The sequence below is a fragment of the Skermanella mucosa genome, from assembly GCF_016765655.2.
GTDB classification, from domain to species: Bacteria; Pseudomonadota; Alphaproteobacteria; order Azospirillales; family Azospirillaceae; genus Skermanella; species Skermanella mucosa.
Map to the genome: position 1 here is coordinate 552,631 of NZ_CP086107.1, position 23,246 is coordinate 575,876.

Here is a 23,246-nt window from a genome sequence, read left to right on the forward strand (position 1 = left end):
CCCCATTCAGCCTGTGAACGCCGGCGGACTTGCCTCGGCATCCGGCTCCACCGTCCAGCCCGCATCCTGAAATCCTCGGAACAGGTAGCCGCCCTGCTCGGCGGAGCTGCCCTGATAGCCAAAGGTGGGCCAAATGTTCTTGTTGTTATACAGGGCTACGACAGTGTGTCCGCGCAAGGTCTGGAAGAACTTGCCGGCCTCGATACGCTTCAGTGCATCGAGCTGATAGCCCTTGGACAGAGTGATCCACGGCATGCCATAGGCGCTGTCGAGGTCGGCGATGCCTGTCTTGACCAGAGTCATCAACTCCGGACTGGCCGCCATTTTGGCGTCGAATGCCTCGACTACCTCGGCGTAGTAGATATCGCCCAGCATCTCATGGGGATAAAGGTGCCGCGCCACCTTGAGTAGCACCTCCGCCTCACGCTGCGGCAACGTCTGGAGCGTCATAGCCCACGCGCCATTCGATGCCAGTAGTGTTGTTGCACCTGCGAGCACGACGACGCTGGCCGCGGCGGTGCCGGCACTGCGGATAAACTCCCGCCGGTTCAGGATGCGCTTCGCCATCCCTATTCCTCCCAAAGATTATTATTATCGTGGAAACTAGCCGTTACGTGCTGACGAGCTGAGACCCCTCCCTGTGCAGGAAAGCATGCAACGCAAACGCAGAAGGCTGGAGTTGGTAAGCTTGTCGATCTTTCTCATCTTTGAACATTTCCCTAGATTATCGGTTGAGTTCGAGTTGCTGTCAGATCTCCGCTAGAGTGGATAACTGCTTCAGTTATACCGGGCACTCATCATGACCCTTCACCAAAGGGGCCCTAAATCAGGATGCCCTCCTAAATCATCAAGCATGCGCTTACCTGCTTGAGCCATTCTGGACGGCTGGGACTTTTCTCAAACCATAAGCAAGGCTTGTGCCATCTCAAATGTGGCATTGACGGCAAATTTGATGCGCGTTATTTGATGCCACGTGTTTCATCTTGGGACAGGCGACGTCTCAAGTGTTCTAAAATGGCGCATCAAGGTCGTCCCTTGGCTACAATCGATGTTGGTACGGCCTGAGCTGGACTTTTCAGTTTTGGGAAGGATTGCAGGCCAGGGGCGACGCATGAAATCAGCCCATCAGAAGAGAGAGCATGTACTCGTCATTCCAGGCGGCCTGCTTACGACGGGCGCGCATGCTGATCCGGGATGTCCAATTGCGGCCAATGAGGCTGATGACGATCTTGCGCAGGATGGCCAGATTGCGAGCTGCCGTTCGATCCCGAACACGGCTGTCATTCTCGCGGAACGTGACATCCAGGATCCAATGGAGCCCATTTTCAATCGTCCAGTGTCGGCAGATTGCCTGAACCAGCTCGGTGGGATCATCGCGGCAGCTTGACAGGAAGTAGCGGATCTCGGCTTCAACCTTGCCGGAGCCGTTGACCCCGCGGATGGTTTCCACCGCCAGCACGGTGCGCAGCCCAGGCCAAGCCTTCAGCACTTCCAAAGAAGCAGCCTGCGGGCAGACGAACACGCGCCGGCGGACCAGGCGGCCATGACTGTCGTCGAAGGCATCGAACACCGGCTTGGCCGTGGCGCCACGAGCAAAACAGTGCTGCTCCCAACACTCCTTTACCGCTAGGAACGCCTTGCTCTGACTGGCCTTGAGCACCAGCAGGTAATCGGCGCCCCGCTCTAGGGGCGACGCATGAAACGAGTTGTTGAAGGGATTTTTAGATTAGCACCGCCGCGTTAACGGCGAGGGCTGACAGCAGGAGATACCCTGCGTATAAGAGTAGCTATGTGAAGCGTTGTGTGGATATGAGGCCATCACGCAATTTATGTCTGGAGGGGGCGTGCTCGTCACATCTGCACTCGATCTGATCGGTAAGACGCCATTGATCACCTTGAGCCGGGCTTACAGCGGACCCGGTCGCATCGTCGCGAAGGCGGAGTTCCTGCAACCGGGCGGCAGTGTCAAGGATCGTGCAGCGAAAGCGATCCTGCTTGCTGCGCGTGAGGATTGCCGCCTGCGTCCGGGAATGCCTGTTGTTGAAATGACAAGCGGAAATATGGGAGCTGGGCTGGCGGTTGTCTGCGCGACGCTCAATCACCCTTTGGTAGTCACCATGTCTGCTGGGAACAGTCCTGCACGGGCGAAGATGCTGGAAGGTCTGGGCGCCGAGGTGGTGCTGGTCGCGCAGGTAGACGGCAGCCCTGGTCAGGTAACGGGCCGAGATGTCGAGGCAGCGGCCGAAGCAGCGCGAGCAATAGCAGACGAGCGCGACGGCTTCTACGTCGATCAGTTCCATGCCGCGGAAGGCATAACCGCCCATGAGACGACAACCGGACCTGAGATTCTCGAACAACTTGGACGCCCTGTTGATGGCTGGGTTGCAGCAGTAGGTACTGGCTGCACCTTCATGGGTGTTGCGAAAGCACTGAAGGCCGCCAACTCCGCCACCATCTGCGCGGTGGTCGAGCCGTATGGATGCCGTCCGCTGGCAGGTGAACCCGTCGCTAAGGCCCGCCACATCCTCCAGGGGATCGGCTATGGCGCCATCCCGCCCCATTGGGATCCGACGCTGATGGACCTGAGCCTGGTGGTCAGCGATGACGAAGCCGAAAAGTGGCGGCGTAAGCTTGCGATTGAAGAAGGCCTCTATGTTGGCTACTCGGCGGCCGCAAATGTCTGCGCTGCTGCCAACCTGTTGCAGTCAGGCCGGCTCGAAGCGGATGCCGTGGTCGCGACCGTGCTGTGTGACACCGGCCTCAAATACTGATACGCAGCCAGGACTGGGGCGATGCATGAAATCAGCCTGCCAGAAGCGACATCATGTACTCGTCATTCCAGGCGGCCTGCTTGCGACGGGCCCGCATACTGATCCGGGTTGTTCGGCTGCGGCTTGCTTATGTCAATGAACTGCGGGTTCTTCGTTCTTTTATGTGCACAGCTTTTGAAAGAAGTTATTGGTTGACTTTTCTCCTATGCGGCGGTAAGCACTCTGTGGCGCAGAAGGTCGAATCCGGCACGTCCGTACATGGAGCGCTTGATGGCCTTCAACCGATTGATCTGTCCCTCGACCGGACCGGTGCTCCAGGACAGTGTCAGGGCGGCATGTACGGCATCGTGATCCTGACGCAGACTCGCCCCTGAAGCCGCCGTTCTCAGCGGCTGAGATCCAGCCGTCCAACTGGTCGGCCAGGCCGTTCCTGATCATGGTCGAGAATGCTTTGGACAGCTCGACCGCCTGGGCGATCGGCGGCGACAGTTCGAGCAGCGCCGTCACGAACCGGCGGTCACCCTCATCCAGCTTGTCCGGCTCGCTCATCAGCAGGCGCGCTGCCTTGCGCACGGTCGGCGGCTGGGCTTTGGGCGGATTGGTCGGTGTCGTCAGGTCCGCGGACGGATCTTGACGGCGCCGTCGAGCCGCCCATTGCCGGACGATTCCGGATTGCCCGGCAAAACCACGTTCGCGGATTTTCCGCCACAGGCCGGTTCCGTTGCGGTATCCCTCAGCCCAACGCGCCTCCAGATAGTCCCGGAACGGATCAAGACTGCTGCGGCCGCGGTCGGCGTGCCGCCAGGTCGGGGCATGGTCGGCTTGTAGCCAGCGTCGCACCGTCCGGCGACCGGTTCCGAGCGCCTGGACAATGCCGCGCATGGTCATACCCTGTGCGCGCAGGCGAACGGCTTCCTCAAAGCGGGCTTCCCTTTGATGCTGGACGTCCAGCGACCGGCGTTCGGCTTTGGTGATCGGCGGTTCGACTTCGCGATCACACGTCGCGCCGGGTGCATTGTCGTTGGCTGCCGGTTCGACCGTGACGGCAGCGATCCGGGCGGCTTCGTTCAGATCACGGTGATGGTGGTCGAGCACACCGCGAAGTGCATCGCCGCTGTTGCGCAGAAGATGCCACCGATCCGCCACCTGGATGGCCTGTGGTGCTCCCTGGCGGGCTCCATCGGCATAGGCGCCGGCGCGATCGCGCACGACGATTTCAATGGACGGATGGTCCTTCAGCCAGGTGGCCAGGGTCTCAGCCCTGCGGTCGGGCAGCAGGTCGATGACCCGGTCACGCTCCAGGTCGCACAGGATCGTGCCGTAGCGCTGGTCCTTGCGCCAGGCCCAGTCATCAACACCCAGGACACGGGTCGGCGGCAGGGCCTCCAGTGCACATGTTCATGAATCCGACCGGCATTTTCATCAATCCGGCCACCTGCGCCTCAACCGTAGCAGGCACTTCGCAAGGGCGACGGCGGGCCCCGCCCCATGGGGCGGGGCCCGCCGTTGGCGTCTGACGTAAGTTCACTTTAGGGTTGTTTCCCCGAGGTGGGAAGCAGGTTGATCGATGGCGCTGCCGGAAGGGGCGGTGCCACCACGGGCGGGTTTTCGCAGGGAGTCGCCCTGGAGTTCAATCCGATAGGCGACGTGAACGATGCGGTCCAGTATCGCCTCGGTATAAGTGGAATCCCCGATCGCCCGGTGCCAGCTGGATAGGGGGATTTGGGAGGCCAGGATGATCGAGCCGCGGTCATGGCGGTCATCGACAATCTCCATCAGATCGCGGCGCTGGGTCGCGGTCAGTTCGCTCATCATCCCGTCATCGAGGATCAGGAGATCGACCCTGGCAAGCCGCCGCATCAGAGCGCTGGCTCCTGAGCCAAGACGCGCCGTCGCGATGTCGTCCAGCAGGCGCGACAGCCGGGTGTAGAGCACGCTGAAGCCTTCCCGTGCCGCCTGATTGCCGAGCGCGCAAGCGATCCATGTTTTGCCGGTGCCGGTCGCCCCGGTCAGGATCACGTGGCGGTGCTCGGTTATCCAGCGGCAGGTGAACAGATCGCGGATCAGGCCCTTGTCCAGGCCGCGGGTCGCCTTCAGATCCAGGTTCTCGAAGCAGGCCGCCTGTCGCAGACGAGCGCGCTTGAGCCGCATTTCCAGAGCGGCATTGGTGCGGTCGGCCGTTTCCCGCTCGATCAGCAGGGCGAGCTGATCATCGAAGTCGAGCCGGCCGCGGTCGTCCAGTCCCGTCAACTCCTGCAGCGCCCGGACCATGCCGAACAGACGCAGGGACTTCAGTTTTTCCAGATTGGCGTGATGCATGGTTTCTCTCCGGGCAGTCAGTGGTAGTAGGCCGGGCCGCGCAGGTTGGCATGGGGACCAAGGCCGCCGGCGGCATCCTCCACGGCCTCGATCGGGCCCCTGGCCAGCAGGTGCTGGACGAAACGGTAGGAACGCACGTTGGCGCTCAGTGCCGCCGTTGCGGCGGCCTGCAGAGCCACGGTGCCGTGCAGCTGACCCAGGCGCAGCAGGCCGGCAACCTGGCGAGCGGCCTGGTCGGGATGATCGGCATCGGCGAAGATCCTGTCGGCCAGCAGCTCGAGCGCACCGCCGAGACCGGCAGCCTCGGCCCGGACTGCCTCCGGCGTCAGCAGCGCCGCGGCGCGGTGATTGGGCGGCCGATGCTCGTCGAGCGTCACCGTCGCCCGTCCCGGTTCGGCATCGTGGCGGGCATGGGCCGCAACCCGCTGGCCCTTGTGGAAGATGCTGACCAGACTGACCGTGCAGAACACATCGACGTGCCGGCCGATCAGCCGGTAAGGCACCGAGTAGGCCACGCCCTCGATGCTGACGTGGTAATCGGGCGCCAGCTTGTAACGGAACCAGCGGCCGATCACGAAGGGCTCCGCCGGCAGCGGCATCAGGAGCGACTTCTCCTGCTCCTCGAACAGCCTGCGCCGGGTCAGCGTCCTGTTGGTCGTCAGCGGCCGCGCGTTGACCGCAGCGACCAGTTCCCGGATCGCTGCATTGGCTTCGTCCAGCGTGAAGAACACGCGGTTGCGCAGCGCCGCCAGCACCCTGGTCTCAGCAATCTGGACGCCCTTTTCGGCGGCGGCCTTGTCTCTTGGACGCCGCACCCGCGTTGGAACAACGCCGGTACCGTAATGACGCGCCAGCTCGTGATAGGAGCGGTTGACCACCGGGTCGTAGAAGCTGGCATGGGTGATGCCGGTCTTAAGATTGTCGGGCACCAGCTTCGACACGACACCGTCAAGGTGGCTGAACAGGCGGACATGGCTGGCCAGCCAGTCCTCGGCCGTCTGGGTCCAGGTGGCTTCGGCATAGAGATAGCCGGAGAACGGCAGGCAGCCGACGAAGATGCTGGCCTGGCGCGGCCCCTCGACCGTGCTGATGGTCAGCGTCATGCCGGCATAATCGACCTCGCAGGCAACCCCCGGAGCATGCTCGCGGCGCATCCGCGGTTCGGCGCCGGCGCTGGTATGGTTCAGAAAGTGGCGCCGGAACTGGCTGTAGCTGTAGCCGTCGCGATGCTGCTGGCGGTATTCTTCCCAGACCAGCATCAGGGTGACTCCGCGCCTGCCGAGCTCGGCAGAACCCCACCCCCAGTCCGGCATCGGCCGTTGCCCGGGCAGTTCGACCCGCTGAAACAGCAGCGCCTCGACCGCTTCCTCGCTCATCCCGGCAACATCGGCGTAGCAAAGCCCCGCCGTTGCGGCCCGGGCCAGGTAATCGCCCACCGTCGTCTTCGGCATGCGGATCGACAGCGCGATCTGCCGCTTCGAATAGCCCAGCTCGTGGGCCAGCCTCAGAAGTTCCTTCACTCGTCGCATGTCTGACCTTTCCCGCGGCATGCCTCGACCCCCCTGGACTGGACCAAAGAGACAGTCATACCGCGCCTGTGAGATCAAACGCTCAACTCGCCTTGCACGTGTGCTGTCCGGTTTCCATGAACATGGCCGGTCGGTTTCGATGAACACAACTGGCCGAAATCGATGAAAATATGCACTCCAGCGGCGCTTGACGGATGCGGCGCAGCAGGGTCGTGGCGCCGACCGGGATCGCCATCGTGCCCGCCATGCGTGCTCCAGCATTGCCGCCCAGTGCCAGGACGACGGCGTGGTGCAGGGTACGAAGGCGATCGGTGTGGCGAGCTCTCGACTGAGCGATGGTCGAAGGGTGTTCGGCGAACGTCCGTTTCCGGCAGACGGCGTTGATGCAGCGGAAGCGGCGGATGCGTACCCGCAGAACAAGCTGACGTCCCAGACAGGGAACGTCGCCAATGCTGCGGTGGTAGTGGCTGTGAACCCGTGCTGATCGAACGCCGCAAGCCGGACAGGAGGCGCCCACTTGATCCAGTTGTACTTGAAGTGTCAGGCGAGGGCTTTGAGGATCGATCCGATCGATGATGTGGAGACCTGGGAAGAACTCTGAAGGGTCGAGGGTGATCAATAAAAGTCAGCGTCGTTGTTGAAGATGCTGTCTTCATATAAGCCCCCCTGACGCGTCATGGCATCAGTTCCACCTGATCGCTGGCCTAATCCATTCAACCATGAGGCGTGCACATAAAAGAACGAAGAACCCAAAAATACTGATAGGCTGCTCAACCGCCTGATAAACGTCGCCTGTAATCCTTCCTAAACCTGCAAAGTCCAGTTTAGACCCTGAACCGTTGCCGTCTCAAAACTCCAAGCCGACCCCAACGACACAGGCAGATCCTGGATCCGGCTGTTTCATAAACTTGTGTTGGTAGAGCATATTCATACGAGATCTTTTACCAAACGCTCGGTTGCTGGCAGGTGCTAGTTTGGTAAAATGACTGGACAGGGGGCTTTTCCCGTTCGAAAAGCTCACATCACCGGAGACTTCCATCATGGTGCTGATCGGTTACGCCCGCGTATCCACCGATGAGCAGACGACCGATCCGCAGATCAACGCGCTGAGGGCCGCCGGCTGCGCCGTCATTCACCGCGAGCACGGCTCCGGCGGGGGCCGCGCCCGCCCGGAACTGAATCGCGCCATCGAGCGCTGCGCTGGCGGCGATGTCCTGGTCGTGCAGCCCGCCGGCAGATCTCGGCAACCGGCACTCCTTCCGCGCCCTGCTTCAGGATGAACGCCTCTTACGTCTCCAAAAATCTGGATGCCCTCATCGTTCTCCACTCCTCCCAGCCCAGAAAAATCTGGCACGGAAAACTCTAACTCCGAACGATCTAGCCGCAATTATGCACGAGGGCTGGCAGGCATAGCGTAAAGCCCTGATCTAGCTTAGGATTCGGCTGCTGACACCCATCCCACCGGATCCGGATTGCTATGCCCGCCACAGTTGAACTTACCCCATCGCTGCCCGGCCTGTCACCTGTCGCCGGCAAGCCCGTGGTCGCCCGCTTCGATGGCGGGCGGCTGTCCTCCGATGCCGGCGTGCTGGGCCTGCGGGAGATCGAGAAGCGGCTCGGGATTGCCGACCGGCTTGCGGCGTGCCTGGAAGACCCCCGGACGCCCGGGCGGATCGTTCATGGACTGGCGGAGATCATCCGCTTCCGCCTGCTTATGATCGCGGCCGGCTACGAGGACGGCAACGACGCCGACAGCCTGCGCCGGGATCCGGCGTTCAAGCTGGCGCTCGACCGCCTGCCGGACGATGCTGGCCTGTGCTCGCAGTCCACCATCTCGCGCCTGGAGAACCTGCCCGATACCCGCGCCCTGCTGCGCATGGGCCGCGCTCTGGTCGATTTCTACTGCGCCGGGTTCCGGCAGGTCCCAAAGCGGATCGTGCTGGATATTGATGACACCTTCGATGCCGTTCACGGCGAGCAGCAACTGCGTCTGTTCAATGGCCATTACGACGAGTACGGCTTCCAGCCGATCGTCGTTTTCGACGAGCACGGGCGCTTCGTCACCGCCATCCTGCGTCCGGCCAGGCGACCCAAAGGCACTGAGATCCGGGCGCACCTGCGTCGGATCGTGCGGCAGATCCGGGCCAACTGGCCGCAGGTCGAGATCCTGCTGCGCGCCGACAGTCATTACTGCTGCCCCGAGGTTCTGAACTGGTGCCGGGCCAACCGCCTGGACTATGTGCTCGGCCTGGCGCCAACCAGCACGCTGCGGCGGCATATCCTCGACCTGGAGGCCAGCACCGCCGCCCGGTTCGCCGCCGGTCCCGGGACCGCCAAGGTCCGGCGCTTCAAGGAATTCTACGACGCCGCCGGAAGCTGGAGCCGGACCGAGCGGATCATTGCGCGCGTTGAAGTCGGGCCGCAGGGCCCGGACACCCGCTTCATCGTCACCAGCCTGCGCCACGGCCGGGGGCGGTGGCTCTATGAGAAACTCTATTGCGCCCGCGGCCAGGCGGAAAATCACATAAAGAGCTGGAAGGCGCATCTGTGCGCCGACCGCACCTCCTGCCACAAGGCCACCGCCAACCAGTTCCGGCTGTTTCTGCATGCCGGCGCCTACTGGTTGCTGTGGTCGATGCGCGCCCTGATGCCGCGCCGGTCGCGCTGGCGAGTCGCCCAGTTCGACTCGTTGCGCCTGCGTTTGATCAAACTGGCGGCCCGGATCGTCGAGACCAGGCGGCAAATCCTCGTCCACCTGCCTACCGCCTGCCCGGAGCAAACTGTCCTGCGCCTGCTCCTGGAGCGGGTTCCCCGACTCGTCACCTGAACGCCGGGGCCGAGTGCCCCTGTTCCGCCCAACCCGCCAACCTCAAGACCTCTCACCATTGCAGCGCCGCCCAATCGGCGTTACGGCCAACCCTTGCCTGAACAGCTAAAAGTTGAAGAAAGGCAGAGAACTTCAGAGCGCTTTCCGGCCTGGTGCATTAATGCGGCTAGTTTTCCGGGTTCAGATCACATCTCACCATGGTCTGTTGAAGCACGGTGGAAACGAAGGGAACCCCACTGAGTGCCCCCGAAACGGTCCCATCGGGCGCAGCGGGGCCATTCAGACCACTCCAACCAGTTCCTTCAGATCCAGATGGTGTGGGAAGTCGCGCAGGCAGGCGCCGATCAGTCCGTCCCACGTGATGTGCGCTCCGCCTCCGCCTTGCCGAAGGGCCTTGAGCGCCGCGTACCAATCTACATGGCCCCGGCCCGTCAAACGCAAACGCGACACGTCGCCGCCGGCCCGTTCCCAGATGTCCTGGTCCTGCGGCCCCATGGGATAGAGATTCGCTAGGATGTCTTCGAGCAGCTTCCAGTTGTCCGGCCGCGCGTAGGGCGTCGGTCCGGGCACTGCAGACTTCATCCCTCCGCGATTGAGTGCGATGGGGAAGTTGTCCTCGACTTGACTCGCCTTAAAGATCGGGTGCTGAGCGTCTTGGGAGCCGTGACGGACTTTCACGGCAACGTGATTGAAGACCTCAAATACGCGGATCACTCCGTCTCCATGTGTGCGCGCCGTGCCACGCAATGCGTCTAGAAGGTGTTGCGTGAATAGGCTGTTCCGGGCCCCGCGGAACACAAGCGACGTCTCCTCCGCGCGCGACGAGGCGATGAGGACGCGTCCCGTCCCGGTTGCCAAACGGTTGAGCGTCTTCTCCGAGAAACCGAGGGCTGGGACATCCGGATCAGCTACTCTCTTGAGGCTGCCGGCGCCGCCGGAGTGGCAAGCGTCGAGTAGCACCACCAGCCGCTTGGCGGAGATCCGTGCGAGTGCGGTGGTGAACTCCGCCTCCGACAGGGTAGTGCCAGCCGGGTCACGCCAGTTGGCGTCGAAGGGGATCAGAACGCTTGTTGGATCAGCAGGATCGCCCAGGAGCGCACCGTGTCCGGAGAAGAAGATGACGACAGTGTCCTCGGCTTCGGCACGCGCGGCAAGCGAAGCCAGGCCTGCGCGCAGCGCCTCTAGCGTCACCTCGGAGTCAAGTAGGGTGCTCACGTTGCGGGAATCGTAGCCACAATGGTCAGGTGAGGTCAGGAGCGCCGAAACGTCGCGGGCGTCGTTGAGCACCGCCTCGGGCAGCGGGGTCACGCCGCGGTAGTTTGCGATACTGACCACCAAGGCGTGGCCGACGGGAAAGCCCGAAGCCTTGCTCGCTTGTTCTTCACTCATGAGTGCCGCTTCCTCCTGTCAGCTGTATTCGCCGAAATCCCGGTCACGGGCAAGATAGGCTATGTTTGTGTTCGCCGGATAGTCGTGCGCCATCTCGTCCAGCAAGTTGCGCACGCGCGGCCCGCCACCGCGTTGCATCAACGCGATCGCAGCGTGCCAGCGGGTACGGCCATCCCCGTCGGACCTCAGTTCCCACGATCTTCCCCCGGCGCGGTCCCACAGTTCGCGGTCGTCCGGTCCGTGCGGGTAGAGCTCGGAGACGATCCCCGCAAGAACCAACCACTTCTCGCTCGGCGACACCGGCGCGAGGCCGAGCGACCACCGAGTGACGATGTTGACCATAGGATGGCAGATACGAAGAGCCGCCTTGACATCAGTCCTCCCACTCCACGTCAACGACACGAACCGATCCACCGCACCCCGCCACCCCCGGCCGAGCACTAGGCGCCCGATAGCCTCGGCGTCGGGTTCTGGTAGGTACGGCCGGGAGTCTGCAAGGCCTTGGAGCCAGTAGAGGAAGCGCCGCTCGTCGTACCCAGAAAGCGCGGCGATGATTTGGACGGCGGCGCCCACGGATGTCTGCACCAAGGCGGACAGAATGCGGTCGAGCCCTCCACCATCGAGGATGACCGTCTGCAACGCCGGCTCCGGAACAAACGGCACGCTCGTGGATGAACGCTGTAGCCATCCGGCGGCGGTCGATCGCAGGAGCACGGTCCGCGCTGGTTCTCCTGTAAAATCCCAAGCCTCCGCCCTACACGGCTGGTCACAAAGATCAGCGAGTGGTGACGCGGACAGGGCGTTGAGGCGGGCGGCGCTCGCCGGCTCGCCAGCGATGACAGCATCTATGATCGCACCAAAGGCGGCGGTCGGATTCGCCGGACCGCACCACGCCTCCGGATTGAGCGCCACCGATTGGGCCCAGATTTCCTGGGCGACGCCGGACGCCATATTGATATCTGCCAAAAGACGCGGCATCTTGGCTGCCTCTTCCGCTGCAGTCCTCACTAGACGTGGGTCGCCGAGTTGGATAGCAATCCCAAGCACCTGGTTGGGCGCAGCGCAGCGCAGCGCTGCGCGGATCCCGTCCACCCGCCTCGAGCTCGGATCAGCTGAGAGATGCCGATGGACTGCCTCGGACGGCTCGTAGCCAGCGCTGGCGGCAGCACCGTGAAGACGCATCCAATCGCGCCCCAACGCTAGGTCCATAACCGCATCCGCATCTTCCCCACGCATCCCTGCGGGAGCTGCCTCGGCCAGCCGGGCCTCGGTATTTGGTCCGGGGGAGAGATGCGCGAACAATGCCCTCACGATCTTCGAATCTAACGGGATCCAACGCCAGAACGCGGCAGCGAAGGCTGGGCGCTCCGACGCCTCCTTCAGCCCGCCGAGGACAGCCCCGCGCCAGTCCGGGACGGCGCAGTTGCTCGCCATTGCGTCGGCGAGCAACTGCAGCATTGTCGCGTCTTGGCTCGCCAGGAAGCTGTTCTCTGCGGCCCACGACGTCAGACGCAACCACAACGCACTGGGGCTCGGAAAGGCGGATGCTGTGATGTTCCTGAGCAGCAGGACGTCTCCGGCCGACGCGGACGGCAGGAGTTCCACCACGTCGGCCAGTATGCCGGCCTTAGCGGCCGTGCCGACGGACGGATCAGGAGACAAGCGCTCGACTAGGCGGAGCGCTGAAACTTTCTCATCGAACTTGAGCGCGGCGGATTCGTGCAGAGCGGTGGCCCGTTCGATGAGAGGCAGATCCGAAAACCTGTCGAGCCGTGCGCCGATCTCCCGCCCGAAGTCGAGCACTCCATCCGTCGCCGGGCTCCCGAGCAGGATGGAGGCGGCACGGGAGAGAGGAGCGCATGGGACAGCGTTGATGATGCGCCGCCCGATCCAGCGCGACGCCAGGACCGTGGGCGTACACACGAGCGACGGAGGTGGCACCTCGACAAGATCGTTCGGGCCGAAGCTCAACCGGAAGGAAAAGCCGGCCCGCGCCTCCGGCCACAAGCGAAACCAGAGCGCTGCGACGAGGTCCTCGAAGCCGGCGACACCCAAACGAACCGCGATCCCGCCTGCTCGGTTGACTAGCGCCTCGGCGACCATGACGAGTTCGTCCGACTCCGGCGCCGCTCCCGCCGGGGGCGGCGCGTCGGCAGGGGCGAGCGTCGCTGGTGCACGCGGTTCCCGAAGCAGCAACGCGAACAGCGGCCTTAAGTCCGACGTCCGCGCGATCTCTTCCAGCGGCGCGATCAGTGCGTGTGACAGCACCATGCCCGCCCTAGAAGCGTTCAGGTCGAGGAAGGTCCGCGCCAGCACGTAGCATCCGCCAATGGCGAAGCCGCTGATGAACGGCGACCAATCCACGCCCAGCGGCGCGGTATCCGGCAGGTCCAGCCGCGAGGTGATCGATGCAGAGAACCGTCCACCGTCTGTGGACTTGATGAGGCTATGCCCCCCGCGCTTCTCGCCATAGATTGCCTGATCGAGCCGCATTGCACGCTGTGCTCAGGTGGACACGGCCACAAGATGGCTAATCGGGAGCGTCAGGTCGCTTGACTGCGTCCCGTCGGGTAGGACGACGAAGCCAAACTGCTCGGGGCCGCGGGATACGTACTCCATGTCGGGCGCAATATGGCTTAGCGGCTTGCCAAGCGCCGAGAGCCCCATGACGCTTGGTTCGGCCCACGTACTGGCGATGAAATCCGACAGCATCGGAAGACGCTCCCGTAAGATGTCTTGCGGGCACCCATCCACGCTGAGTTCGTCCCAGCAGGACAGCAGCACCGTCAGGTGGGGACTCCGGAGAGGCTCGGCACGGCCCGCTTCGCGGATGTAGACCAGCATCTGGAGCAGCTCAATAAGGCGTGCTTGATCGGACAGCCCCGCCGGTTCGTGGTCGCCGGCGTCGCCCGTCGGTTCCTCGGTCCGGAGGACCTTGAGGTCGCGTAGCGGCCGGGAGAAGATGTCATGCGTCGTGCGTATCTGATTGAGCCGCACCAGCAGTAGCCAAGCTGGCGCCCCGGCGACGCGCGATCTCCACTGTGCAGGGACGCGGCGCTTCGAAGCCATCGCTCTGATCTGCTCGCCGCCGTAGTCTGGCCAAACAAGATCGGCCTTGAGCTTTTCGGGGCCAACAATGGGCCAGACGCTATCCACATAGGTTGTGGTCGCAGTGTGGCTAGCTGCCATACCCTCATTCAATCGCTCCCTGGCGGCCTCAAAAGGTTCGAGGTTCGTTGCCGCGCCGTCCATACGCAGCTGGCCATCACCCTTCATTAGCCGATTCAGAAGTTGTGCGCCGTAATGCGTCTTGCCAACTCCGGACTCTCCGATGATCAGGATGGAATTTTCGATGGTTGCCATCGTCAGGGCGCTCCGAGCACGAAAAGAGGGTCCGATTTATCGTCCGGCGGCAGCAGCGCAGCAGGCGCCCGGCGCGCGCTCAGCATCCAGTCGAAGAGCTCAACCAAGCCGCGCCCAATGTCGGTCGGGCCTCCCGGTCCCGAGATGACGCTCACGAAGAACTCGGTCGCGTCGGGGATCGTAGCCATTACAGTGTCGCGCACCGCCTTCTCCATCTCAGGGGCGATCTCGACGTCCGCCTTAGTCCAGACAAGCGCGACTGGACGCTCCCGGCATTCGGTGCCGAGGCGGCGAGCGAGGTTCTGGAACGCTCCGCGAGCTGTGCCCATTGTCGGCCCCGAGAGCGCCTCCCGATCTGCGACCAGCAGGAACACGTCAGCGTGGTCGGCTACCCAGCGCGCTCCCTCGCCGTCCGGCGCGTCGCGGTTGACCGCCCACTTCTGGAACCATTCCCCTGGCGCGTCGGCTAGGAGATAGGCGCGCAGGCGCCCGTCTGCCTCGCGGAACGCCAAGTGCAGGAGGCCCGGCACGCGGCCGCCGCGGCTCGTCGTATGCGGCGGGAAGGCGGCTGCTTGCCCTGGGCTCCACCGGAGGGAACCGGCGATAGCCTCCCAGCCCGCTATCGAATAGGACCCTGCGAAACGCCGACTGCCTGTCGTCGCCTGTCCGCGTCCTAGAAGCAGGTACCAAGCCGCCAGCAGCGTTGTTTTGCCGGCAGCCTGCGGTCCGGCGATGCCGACCACCAGAGGCTTGGCACCTCCAGCAACGAACCCAAGATCGACCAAGCCCAATGCACTCCCCGACCAGGGCAGGACTATCCCATCCGTCGTAACATCGTGCTCCTCCGCCTGTGCCTCCTCGGGCGCAGTCCAGCACGGGCACTGCTTGATGTCCATGTGCCCGAGATCGCAGGCGCTCTCGGGAGCGAAACAGGTTTCACGGCGGCAGACGGTCATTTTGTCTTGCGCCCGCGGCGTTTCCTGTCCGCGGCTTCGCGGGACGCGCGGATCGCCTGCATCTCGCGGAAGAGCCATGTTGCCCACTGCGGGATTGTCAGCTCCGTTGCTGCGGACACGCCTGTTCGCGCGCGGAACTCCGTCTCATCGGGAGCGGTGCGGCTGGGCTGCTCTCCCAGGAAGGCGAGCACAGGCCCTCGGCCAAGCCTCATCGCCGCCGACTCTGCAGCCGCAGCGCGCAGAGGCGCCAAATCACCCGCGTCTCGCGCCTCCTGCAACAGCCGGGAGATGGGAAAGCGCGCCTGCCCGTTGAGCGACGGTAGTCTAAGGACGCTTTCATGGAGGAACGCGGACACGCTCGCTGGCGAGAAGAGTGGGACTTGGCAGTGCAGATCGTAGGCCATCAGCGCCGCCGCGCACGAGGGCGGAAGTTCTCGGTAGCTGATCCTGGCTGACGGCGAGAACAGCGCTTCCTTCCACCAGATCAGGTTCGTTCGACGCTGCAGCCCAGTGGTCGCGTCGCTCACTGCCTTCAGCATGCCGTCTACCTGAATCACCACAGTTCGATACAGGTGCTGCAGGGGCGCCGATAGGTCGATTGACGGCGCGCTCGCTCGGCCGGATGTCTCGACGGTGGCGATTATGACACCAGCAAGCCGCGTGGCGAACTCCTGCGCCCAATGGGGCTGCGAGTTCGGCCAGTGCGGGTTCCCTCCGGTCGCTTGACCGGCGCCGTTTTGGGGCCCGGTGGCTGCTAGGATCTCCTTAGTAAGTTTAGCCATATCGAATTCGGCGTCACCTGCTGTTACCTTAATGGTCTCCGGCGGCTCGTATGTCACAGTCGACGCCTGAATCGACGCCGGAGTGGCCCATTCGGCTTCCGCGCGCTTGTCTACCTTCTGTTCAATGTCACGTACCGCGTCGGCCCAGATTGGCCCTTCGGCGCCGACTTCCATCCGAGGCAGCACGTTGCGTGCTGAGGCGACGAACGCTACGCCGATCCGATCCTCATCGGTCGCGGCGCGGACCAGAGCGGCCAGGAGCAGGCCCCGAAAAAGCGCGACGGGAGTCGTGGAGAAGGTATTGACGTAGGTAGCCCACCGCGCCTCGACGGTATCGGCCACCTCTTTGATCACCGGATCGTTGGCCGGCGCATTCGGATCGAACGCAACGAGCGCGAAAGGAAGCACCTTGCTCGGCGTGCTCGTGAGGATATCGGCTAGATCCACGACCGCTTCCTCAAGCAGCGCGAGCTTCGCGTCGTTGCCGCCAACGTCGATGAGCCCGGCCCTCAGGAACCCAATTAAAGTCTTGTCGCCCACGCTCGCTCCCCGCTCTCCGCCGCCATTCCGGCAGTGCCCCCGGCTTGGCGGCGCGAAAGGGGCGCCTGACCAGAGGGTGCAAAATGTTCATAGCTTTCCCAGCAAGACGACGCCACCACTTTCGGGCACCCGAACATCCAACACGCATCGCGCCGAACCGCCAACCATAGAGCGGCTATCATCGCGGCGCGCGACACGACTGATCTTCATCCGGTCTGGCGGATACCTCAGCAAGCTCGGTATGATCCGAGCGGAGGTGATGGATGGCGAGTATGCGACGGGCATTCACGGATGAGTTCAAGGCCGAGGCAGTGCGGCCAGATCGACCTGTGGCGCTTGGGCTGGGTGAAGATGAAGGCATGCAGCGCGGTCGAACATCCTCGATGGCACTGCCAGACATCGCCCCTTCCGTTCTGCCGTCGTGCTGCACCAGAACACAGGCATGTTGCCGCGCTTGACGACTTCGTGAACATGCACCTCGCGGCCAAACCAGGGATGCCAGGGATAAAGAACTTCCCGTACCTCGGTCCCATGGGCGTTGTGTTGCTTCGCTGTATAAGAGCCCGTTTAATAAATGCTCCAAGGCACATCCTGTTGTATGTCATAAGACACCTAACCACAACAAGGTGTATGATTTCCGAATTATCAAACGGGCTCTAACTCCCGCAGATCACATTCCAGCCTTGACCGGCAAACACCCGATCAGGCCTACTTCACCCCGCTTCCGCAAATCGCGGCAGCCTGAACCCGGCAGGTGCTCCACCTATCCGCCGAAAAAACTGTTCAGACAAGTGGAGCCACCTCAGCTCGCGCCCGTTCAGCGTTGCATATCGACCATTTTCGAACATCAGGCTACGGAGCCATTTGACAAATGGGCAATTCAGGGTCATATTGTCCCTGAGTTAGAATGGAGTGTACGTCAAATGCCACCAGTAACGCAGAGAAATGTTAGCTTTGGCGATTTGAAGCGTCATCTGCTTAGCGTTGCAGAGGCGGCTCAGGTGGCGAACATGGATGCTGATTCAATCCGCAAAGCATTCCAGCGTGGAATTTTAGAGCCCGGCTACATCATGGATGGTAACCGGCGCTTACGTGCAATCAATGGGCTGGATTTAGTCTATTTGCGGATCGCACCATCATATTCTAGAGTTGTACGCAACAAGCTGCGTACAGCTTTACATAAAGCACTTGCTGATCAGATTGTTTACTCCTCAGTGCATATCATTATAGAGGATTTATCTGGTCGTAAAAAAAGTGTTGATGTACCTTTAGAACGCGCTGTCGATGAAACTTTAGCTGGTATCGAAGACTTAAAACAGACCAGCCAAGGTATTGAGGTGGGTGAGAATGGAGAAGCCCTGATCCGTGGAACGAACGTAGAAGTACATCGAATCGCAGCTTTAGTCGAAGGTGGCATCAGTATTGAAGAGATAAACCATGATTATCCAAATCTGTCGGAAGATCAGATCAAAATTGCAGTTGAATATGCACGAGTTCACCCAAAACATGGCCGACCTTACCCTGTTAGAACAGTAAAATCTATATTTAGACAGGGAACAGGAACTATGAGAGAAGTATTGTCTGAGGAGGACCATACCGAAGATGATCAAGCGAGACGCGGTTGAATCGGTACTTGATAGACCGGGATGTTCTAAGTGAATTGGAAGACCCGCACGGAAATCGTAATGCCCACGCTTGGATGGACAGTGTCCCTGATAACTCGCTGTACCTTAGCGTAATTACGGTAAAGGAAGGTCAGAAAGGTATTATACGGGGTCTATCTCGTGCTAGCAGTGAGAAGGCACGCTCTAAAGCTCTAAAGCGGCAGGAGTGGTTCTCGTTGCTATTATCAAGCTTTGCAGACAGGATTGTGCCCATAGATCACGAAATCAGCCTGCGCTGGGGTGAAATGCTGGCTGCACGTGAGGTTCATATAATGGACACTGGTATAGCTGCTACAGCATCCATCCGAGGGTTTATTATTGCTACCAGGAATGTTGACGATTATCGGGGGAGGAATGTTCAATTAGTCAATCCTTTCTCACGACGACCACAGATCGTCACTTCCGACGTTATTTAAGCAAAACAAAGTTTAATATCAGAATTATGCCTGTTTGTCCACAGGTGCGACAAAAAACGCTTGCAACAGTCAGATGAGCGTTTATTAATCGGGGCAAGGACACGTGCGATCTCACCGCACCTACAACGCCGCAGGCAACAGCCTAGCGGCGTTTTTTGCGTCCCAGTCCGCCTCTCTATCTGCTGGAGACGATCATGCGTTCGATAGATCCTGACTTGCTCCGCCGCGAACCGGCAGCGGCGTTGCTCGATATCAGCGTCCGTCACCTCGACCGGCTGACCACCTTGGGCAAGATCCCACAGCCGTTCAAATACGGCCGTTTTCGAACATGGCATCAAGAGCACATTGACCGACCTGATCGCCCCGACGACTATAAATTTCTAGCTGACAGTGAGGTGTCACATGGCCGATGAAGAACGCATCACACTGCTCAAGCAAGGGGTAGAGGCCTGGAATGCATGGAGGGTGAAAAATCCGGAAGTTGCGATGGACCTCACCAGCGCAGACCTCCGCAACACGAACCTCAGAGGTATGAACCTCAGCGGTGTGTATTTCAACAGTACAAACCTCGTTGATGCAAACCTTAGTGGCATGAATCTCAGTAAGGCGAGCTTCCGCGACGCAATCCTCAGCGGCGCAAACCTCAGCGACGCGAACCTCAGTGGTACAGACCTCCGAAACACGGGCCTTAGCGATGTGCATCTCAGGCGCGCAAATCTCAGCCACGCGGATCTCTTCAGCGCACATCTTAGGCGCTCAAACCTCAGTCATGCGGACCTCAAGGGTGCGTATTTTGGTCGTGCAGACCTCAGCGGCGCACGTCTAACAATGCAGATCTCAGCTATGCGTTTCTCCGCGAGAGAGCACCAGAAACCGTGGGGCAGTTCAGGCTGCGGCAGCGAGGAATGGAGGCTGACTATCGTTGGCGGGCATAGCCGGGTACCATGCCCGCAACTCGTGGTTTATTGAAGTTAAATCTCAAGTTGGAACGCACGGCAATGTCCACCTCGTGGTGCTCTGAAAGAGAAGCGCCGATTATGTAAAAATAATGCCGAATATTGCGGGTTTCTTCAGGGGCTTGTCAGCGTCAGTTCGCCGGGGGAGCATGGCAAGGTGTGGGAGATGATCAGGCTGCCATGGCGAGATTCGGGACTTGATTGTCGTTGACGCTCATGCCCGGATACCACCGGGTGAACAGATCGCGCAGTGTGCCGTCGAGAGCTTTGGTTCGGGTCTGCAGGAGCTGGTGGGCGCCAACCTTCGACCACTGCATCTGCTGCTTTTTAGCAAAGCGCCGACTGATCACGAGGTTGACCGTTGACTCCGCAAAGGCGGTGGAAATCCGTTCGCCGTTGTCCCAGCGTCGGCTGTAACTGACGATCCCCGCGCCGTTGTTGGCGATGTAGGTGGCCAATCCGGCGGCCGCTTTGATCAGCCGCTTCAGCCTGGGATAAGCGGTGTTCAGGACGGCGACATCCGCCGCCAGCCCCTGCGCTCGGATCAGGGCCTCATCGCCGTCGCCATGCCAGAGCCGCCATTTGATCCTTTCCAGCCGGTGCTGCAGTGCCAGTGCCTCGACGGGATTGTGGTGCGCCAAGCCTTTGACGTATTGATCCAGCCCGGTCATCCGCATGGCGATGTGGAACCAGTCAATGATATGCACCGCGCCGGGTGAGAGTTCACCTCCCAGGGCGCGGACGCTGTCGCCGCCGTCGGTCAGCATCGTGACCGGCTGGATCACCGGCAGGCCCTGAGATCGCAGAACCTCGCAGAATCGGCGTCCCGGCTGCTCATCCTGGCTCCGAACAAGGCCGAAGTAGCGGTCATCGTGACCCGCAGCCATGGATTTGCCGACTACGACCTCGAAGTTATGTTTCCTGTCGTGCCAGTTCCGGACGTAGCCGCCATCGATGCCGACGATGACTGATCCTTGCGGGAGCGGCTGGTCCTCGCCCGCGCCAAGGCCACCCGGTTGTTCGTCGCTGAGATCGGCATCGTGACGGCCGGCGACCTTGTGCAGGTGCCGGCGGACGGTCGAGGCGTCAGCGGTGCCGCCAATCGGCAAGACGTCCCTCAGCAACTCCGCTGTCATGCCATAGGACACCAGCGAGGCCCAGCGGGTCTCCAGGTAAAGCAGTTCCGGGGCGATGCGTGCGGTCAGGAGCAGGTTCAGCGGGCTGAAAGTCCTGGCCGTCCGAGGCTGGCAGGAGCAGTGATGAAAGCGCGGACTGGATAGCGCGATGGTGCCGAAGGCAGTGCGGAACCGGGTTCGGCCCGGCCCTTTGCTCAGCAGCAGACTGCCGCAGAGATCACAACTCCGATGCCGTGCCAGAAAACTTGCCGCCTGGGCGGTGACCACGCCTCCCTGGATGCCGGCCAGCGCCGCCTTCGCTTCATCGAACGATAGACCGATCATCTCAAGTCGGTCGTCACCCTTGTCGAACTGAAGGATCTCGCCCTCGCTGATCACGTTATTGTCGTCGTCAACGATCCGGAGCTGGATCTCAATACGCATGCTCGTTCCAAAGGCTGCTTCTACTGGAGGGCCAGCCTATCTATCGCCGATACCCTCCACCAGATCCCGACTCCCACAGTTTGCCATGCTCCCGTCGTCGACAGCGTCGTAGACCGTCTTCAGGGCGGCGGCGATGGCCTTGCGGTCCTTCCAGGACGCGAACTCCATGCTGTGGCGCAGCAGATGAACGACGCAAGTCTGAACAATCGTCTCCGGATAGGCAGCCGCGATCGCCTCGGGAAAGCCTTTCAGCCCATCGACGACGGCCAGCAGGATGTCCTCCACACCCCGGTTCTTCAACTCGTTCAGGACGCGCAGCCAGAACTTGGCGCCCTCGTTCTGTTCGATCCACAGGCCCAGCACCTCCTTGGCGCCGTCGGCCCGCACGCCGATGGCGACATGGATGGCCTTGTTGCGGACCAGACCTTCGTCGCGGATCTTGACCCGGATGGCATCCAGGAACACCAGGGGGTAGATCGCCTCCAGCGGCCGGTTCTGCCAGGCCGTCACCTCCTCGATCACGGCGTCCGTCACCGTGGAGATCAGGTCGGCCGACACCTCGATGCCATAGAGCTCCCGCAGGTGTCCCGTGATCTCCCGGGTTGACATGCCGCGTGCGTACATTGAGATGATCTTCTCGTCGAAGCCGGGGAAGCGCCGCTGGTATTTGCCGATCAGCGCCGGATCGAACGTCCCCGACCGATCGCGGGGAATGGACAGACCCATCGAGCCGCCATCGGTCAGCACCGTCTTGTGGCCGTAACCGTTGCGACGGTTGCCGCTCTCATCTCCAGCCAGATGATGATCCAGCTCCGCCTTCAGCGCCCGCTCCGTCAGCGCCTTCTTCAGCTGGTCGAGCAGGCCGTTCTGGTCGAATGCCGTCTTCGCATCGGCTCCAGCCAGCAGCTGGTCAAGGATCGCGTCAGGGATAACAGGATCTTTGCGTCGGGCCATTCAGGGTCTCCTTCTGTTTCAGGATAACCCCGCCAAGCACGAAATTCCCGATAGTCCCCGGCAACGTCGAACAGTGAGTCCACGAAGCCGCCCACAGGATCACTTCCGCCGTGAACTGCCGTCCCTTGAACGGACGCTCCCGCCTTGCCATCCCCGCTATGCTCCTGCCGTCTCCAATCCATCCCTTCTACCCGATCAGCCAGCCGCTGCAAAATCTATGGATAATCTGCCGTCGATGAAGTTGGACACCGGATTGTCTATGGGGAAGAACCGATGGCAAATCCGAAGAACAACCCGAAGCTGCCGACGAGTACTGGCGACAAGGCTGGAGCGACGGTCATTCAGCGCTGGAGCGCTACTGGCAAACGCGAGGTGGTCCTCCGGCTGTTGCGCGGCGAGTTACTCGATGTGGTCTCGCGTGAGATCGGCGTCGAGGTCTACCGGCTGGAGCGCTCGCGTGACAACGCGCTGGCGGCAATGGATGCCGGCCTGAAGGAGCGTAGCGACGATGATCCTCTCCAGGCCGGTCTCGACGCCGCCCACAAGCGGGTCGGCGAACTGAGCATGGAGAACGACCTGCTCCGCGCCAGGATCGGGCGCCTGGAGACCAGCACGCCTTTTCCCAGGGCGAGGTCGCGCAGATGAGCGCGGCGATCTCGCCTTCGCCCCACCGGCCCTATGGCGTGCAGCGGGTCTGCCGCATCTGGGCCCTGCCGCGCTCGACCTTCTACCAGGTGCGTCGCCCGGCCAACGCCGCTCCTGCCAAGCCGCGTGGCCCCAAGCCGCCGGTCTATGACATCAGCCTGCTCGCCGCCATCCGGGACGACCTTGCCGCCTCGCCATTCTCGGGCGAGGGGCATCGCAAGGTCTGGGCCCGCCTGCACTACGGCCTGGGTCTGCCGGTCGGTCGCAACCGCGTGCTGCGCCTGATGTGCGACAATCAGCTGCTCTCGCCGTTCCGGCCGCCGCTAAGCCCGGCCAACGATCATGATGGCACCATCCTGACCGAGGCTCCGGACGTGATGTGGGGAACCGACGCCACCCTGGTGCAGACGGCCGAGGAGGGCCGGGTCTGGGTGTTCGCCGCCATCGACCACTTCAACTCCGAGATCGTCGGGCATCATGTCTCGACCGACGGCTCGCGCTTTTCGGCGCTCGAGCCGATCAGCCGAGACTGCCGCGAGATTGGGGGAGTTATGCTGGGCAGGCTATGACCGGCCG

19 protein-coding genes and 4 pseudogenes are annotated in these 23,246 nt (G+C 61.9%); 9 read left to right on the plus strand and 14 right to left on the minus strand.

What is annotated here, in order from left to right; all coding sequences use genetic code 11:
* Positions 1 to 6 precede the first annotated feature (6 nt).
* Together JL100_RS32440 and JL100_RS32445 are read right to left on the minus strand one after the other, a co-directional pair.
* On the minus strand, positions 7 to 567 hold the full coding sequence (locus tag JL100_RS32440; RefSeq protein WP_202685188.1) for a hypothetical protein: 561 nt from the start codon (positions 565 to 567) through the stop codon (positions 7 to 9).
* Between the two features lie 550 nt (positions 568 to 1,117).
* Positions 1,118 to 1,660: an ISAs1 family transposase gene (locus JL100_RS32445; protein ID WP_202685189.1), complete on the minus strand. Its 543-nt coding sequence runs from the start codon at positions 1,658 to 1,660 to the stop codon at positions 1,118 to 1,120.
* Between the two features lie 184 nt (positions 1,661 to 1,844).
* On the opposite strand from JL100_RS32445, the gene JL100_RS32450 reads away from it, so the two are divergent.
* Positions 1,845 to 2,771 carry a PLP-dependent cysteine synthase family protein gene (locus JL100_RS32450; RefSeq protein WP_202685190.1) on the plus strand — a complete coding sequence of 309 codons (927 nt, stop codon included), beginning with the start codon at positions 1,845 to 1,847 and terminating at the stop codon, positions 2,769 to 2,771.
* A 203-nt stretch (positions 2,772 to 2,974) separates the two neighbouring features.
* On the opposite strand, the pseudogene JL100_RS36940 reads toward JL100_RS32450, so the two are convergent.
* The 5 genes and pseudogenes from JL100_RS36940 to JL100_RS32470 all read right to left on the minus strand — a co-directional run.
* Positions 2,975 to 3,142, minus strand: a pseudogene (locus JL100_RS36940) (ISL3-like element ISMdi2 family transposase); the annotation flags it as partial.
* A gap of 463 nt (positions 3,143 to 3,605) precedes the next feature.
* Positions 3,606 to 4,160 (minus strand): annotated as a pseudogene (locus tag JL100_RS36945) (ISL3 family transposase); the annotation flags it as partial.
* 135 nt (positions 4,161 to 4,295) lie between these two features.
* Complete coding sequence (istB, locus tag JL100_RS32460; protein WP_202685191.1) at positions 4,296 to 5,090, minus strand: IS21-like element helper ATPase IstB; 795 nt, start codon at positions 5,088 to 5,090, stop codon at positions 4,296 to 4,298.
* Positions 5,091 to 5,107: 17 nt separating this feature from the next.
* Positions 5,108 to 6,640 carry an IS21 family transposase gene (gene istA / locus JL100_RS32465; RefSeq protein WP_202685192.1) on the minus strand — a complete coding sequence of 511 codons (1,533 nt, stop codon included), beginning with the start codon at positions 6,638 to 6,640 and terminating at the stop codon, positions 5,108 to 5,110.
* A gap of 61 nt (positions 6,641 to 6,701) precedes the next feature.
* A complete protein-coding gene (locus JL100_RS32470; RefSeq protein WP_202685193.1) occupies positions 6,702 to 7,238 on the minus strand; it encodes a transposase family protein in 537 nt (178 codons plus the stop codon).
* Between the two features lie 421 nt (positions 7,239 to 7,659).
* Here JL100_RS32470 and JL100_RS32475 point away from each other — a divergent pair.
* Positions 7,660 to 7,785, plus strand: a pseudogene (locus tag JL100_RS32475) (recombinase family protein); the annotation flags it as partial.
* 311 nt (positions 7,786 to 8,096) lie between these two features.
* Positions 8,097 to 9,446, plus strand: coding sequence for an IS1380 family transposase (locus JL100_RS32480; RefSeq protein ID WP_228421149.1), 1,350 nt, complete (start codon positions 8,097 to 8,099; stop codon positions 9,444 to 9,446).
* 279 nt (positions 9,447 to 9,725) lie between these two features.
* Here JL100_RS32480 and JL100_RS32485 read toward each other — a convergent pair whose 3' ends face one another.
* From JL100_RS32485 to JL100_RS32505, 5 genes are read right to left on the minus strand one after another with little or no spacing between them, the layout of a single operon-like run.
* Positions 9,726 to 10,835 (minus strand): caspase family protein, encoded by a 1,110-nt coding sequence (locus tag JL100_RS32485; protein ID WP_202685639.1) that lies wholly within the window; start codon positions 10,833 to 10,835, stop codon positions 9,726 to 9,728.
* 18 nt (positions 10,836 to 10,853) lie between these two features.
* Positions 10,854 to 13,328 (minus strand): GAP1-N1 domain-containing protein, encoded by a 2,475-nt coding sequence (locus tag JL100_RS32490; RefSeq protein WP_202685638.1) that lies wholly within the window; start codon positions 13,326 to 13,328, stop codon positions 10,854 to 10,856.
* Between the two features lie 12 nt (positions 13,329 to 13,340).
* Positions 13,341 to 14,198 (minus strand): TRAFAC clade GTPase domain-containing protein, encoded by an 858-nt coding sequence (locus JL100_RS32495; RefSeq protein ID WP_202685637.1) that lies wholly within the window; start codon positions 14,196 to 14,198, stop codon positions 13,341 to 13,343.
* Positions 14,199 to 14,200: 2 nt separating this feature from the next.
* The gene (locus JL100_RS32500; RefSeq protein WP_202685636.1) at positions 14,201 to 15,094 is read right to left on the minus strand and encodes a TRAFAC clade GTPase domain-containing protein; all 894 of its coding nucleotides are present in this window, start codon (positions 15,092 to 15,094) and stop codon (positions 14,201 to 14,203) included.
* 56 nt (positions 15,095 to 15,150) lie between these two features.
* A complete protein-coding gene (locus JL100_RS32505; RefSeq protein ID WP_202685635.1) occupies positions 15,151 to 16,476 on the minus strand; it encodes a GTPase-associated system all-helical protein GASH in 1,326 nt (441 codons plus the stop codon).
* A 923-nt stretch (positions 16,477 to 17,399) separates the two neighbouring features.
* Here JL100_RS32505 and JL100_RS32510 point away from each other — a divergent pair.
* The 4 genes from JL100_RS32510 (at position 17,400) to JL100_RS32520 (ending at position 19,525) form a co-directional block, all read left to right on the plus strand.
* Positions 17,400 to 18,101 (plus strand): DUF433 domain-containing protein, encoded by a 702-nt coding sequence (locus tag JL100_RS32510; RefSeq protein ID WP_202685634.1) that lies wholly within the window; start codon positions 17,400 to 17,402, stop codon positions 18,099 to 18,101.
* A gap of 8 nt (positions 18,102 to 18,109) precedes the next feature.
* Positions 18,110 to 18,556, plus strand: coding sequence for a type II toxin-antitoxin system VapC family toxin (locus JL100_RS36950; protein WP_407697044.1), 447 nt, complete (start codon positions 18,110 to 18,112; stop codon positions 18,554 to 18,556).
* A 194-nt stretch (positions 18,557 to 18,750) separates the two neighbouring features.
* Positions 18,751 to 18,969: a helix-turn-helix transcriptional regulator gene (locus tag JL100_RS32515; RefSeq protein WP_202685632.1), complete on the plus strand. Its 219-nt coding sequence runs from the start codon at positions 18,751 to 18,753 to the stop codon at positions 18,967 to 18,969.
* Positions 18,959 to 19,525 carry a pentapeptide repeat-containing protein gene (locus JL100_RS32520; RefSeq protein ID WP_202685631.1) on the plus strand — a complete coding sequence of 189 codons (567 nt, stop codon included), beginning with the start codon at positions 18,959 to 18,961 and terminating at the stop codon, positions 19,523 to 19,525. Before JL100_RS32515 ends, JL100_RS32520 begins: the two co-directional genes overlap by 11 nt.
* Positions 19,526 to 19,682: 157 nt before the next feature.
* On the opposite strand, the gene JL100_RS32525 is transcribed toward JL100_RS32520, so the two are convergent.
* Together JL100_RS32525 and JL100_RS32530 are read right to left on the minus strand one after the other, a co-directional pair.
* Complete coding sequence (locus JL100_RS32525; protein WP_202685630.1) at positions 19,683 to 21,071, minus strand: ISKra4 family transposase; 1,389 nt, start codon at positions 21,069 to 21,071, stop codon at positions 19,683 to 19,685.
* A gap of 96 nt (positions 21,072 to 21,167) precedes the next feature.
* Positions 21,168 to 22,025: pseudogene (locus JL100_RS32530) on the minus strand (IS256 family transposase); the annotation flags it as partial.
* Between the two features lie 273 nt (positions 22,026 to 22,298).
* Here JL100_RS32530 and JL100_RS32535 point away from each other — a divergent pair.
* Together JL100_RS32535 and JL100_RS32540 are read left to right on the plus strand one after the other, a co-directional pair.
* Positions 22,299 to 22,670, plus strand: a complete 372-nt coding sequence (locus JL100_RS32535) for a hypothetical protein (protein ID WP_202685854.1) — start codon at positions 22,299 to 22,301, stop codon at positions 22,668 to 22,670.
* A complete protein-coding gene (locus JL100_RS32540; protein WP_228421562.1) occupies positions 22,667 to 23,239 on the plus strand; it encodes an IS3 family transposase in 573 nt (190 codons plus the stop codon). The genes JL100_RS32535 and JL100_RS32540 overlap by 4 nt, the downstream gene beginning before the upstream one ends.
* Positions 23,240 to 23,246: the final 7 nt, after the last annotated feature.

What these genes read in the sequence shown, in the direction of transcription:
- JL100_RS32495 (WP_202685637.1), bottom strand. Translation starts at nt 14,198, where the DNA reads ATGGCAACCATCGAAAATTCCATCCTGATCATCGGAGAGTCCGGAGTT.
- istA (WP_202685192.1), bottom strand. Translation starts at nt 6,640, where the DNA reads ATGCCGCGGGAAAGGTCAGACATGCGACGAGTGAAGGAACTTCTGAGG.
- istB (WP_202685191.1), bottom strand. Translation starts at nt 5,090, where the DNA reads ATGCATCACGCCAATCTGGAAAAACTGAAGTCCCTGCGTCTGTTCGGC.
- JL100_RS32515 (WP_202685632.1), top strand. Translation starts at nt 18,751, where the DNA reads ATGCGTTCGATAGATCCTGACTTGCTCCGCCGCGAACCGGCAGCGGCG.
- JL100_RS32490 (WP_202685638.1), bottom strand. Translation starts at nt 13,328, where the DNA reads ATGCGGCTCGATCAGGCAATCTATGGCGAGAAGCGCGGGGGGCATAGC.
- JL100_RS32525 (WP_202685630.1), bottom strand. Translation starts at nt 21,071, where the DNA reads ATGCGTATTGAGATCCAGCTCCGGATCGTTGACGACGACAATAACGTG.
- JL100_RS32520 (WP_202685631.1), top strand. Translation starts at nt 18,959, where the DNA reads ATGGCCGATGAAGAACGCATCACACTGCTCAAGCAAGGGGTAGAGGCC.
- JL100_RS32535 (WP_202685854.1), top strand. Translation starts at nt 22,299, where the DNA reads ATGGCAAATCCGAAGAACAACCCGAAGCTGCCGACGAGTACTGGCGAC.
- JL100_RS32540 (WP_228421562.1), top strand. Translation starts at nt 22,667, where the DNA reads ATGAGCGCGGCGATCTCGCCTTCGCCCCACCGGCCCTATGGCGTGCAG.
- JL100_RS32440 (WP_202685188.1), bottom strand. Translation starts at nt 567, where the DNA reads ATGGCGAAGCGCATCCTGAACCGGCGGGAGTTTATCCGCAGTGCCGGC.
- JL100_RS32480 (WP_228421149.1), top strand. Translation starts at nt 8,097, where the DNA reads ATGCCCGCCACAGTTGAACTTACCCCATCGCTGCCCGGCCTGTCACCT.
- JL100_RS32510 (WP_202685634.1), top strand. Translation starts at nt 17,400, where the DNA reads ATGCCACCAGTAACGCAGAGAAATGTTAGCTTTGGCGATTTGAAGCGT.
- JL100_RS32485 (WP_202685639.1), bottom strand. Translation starts at nt 10,835, where the DNA reads ATGAGTGAAGAACAAGCGAGCAAGGCTTCGGGCTTTCCCGTCGGCCAC.
- JL100_RS32500 (WP_202685636.1), bottom strand. Translation starts at nt 15,094, where the DNA reads ATGGACATCAAGCAGTGCCCGTGCTGGACTGCGCCCGAGGAGGCACAG.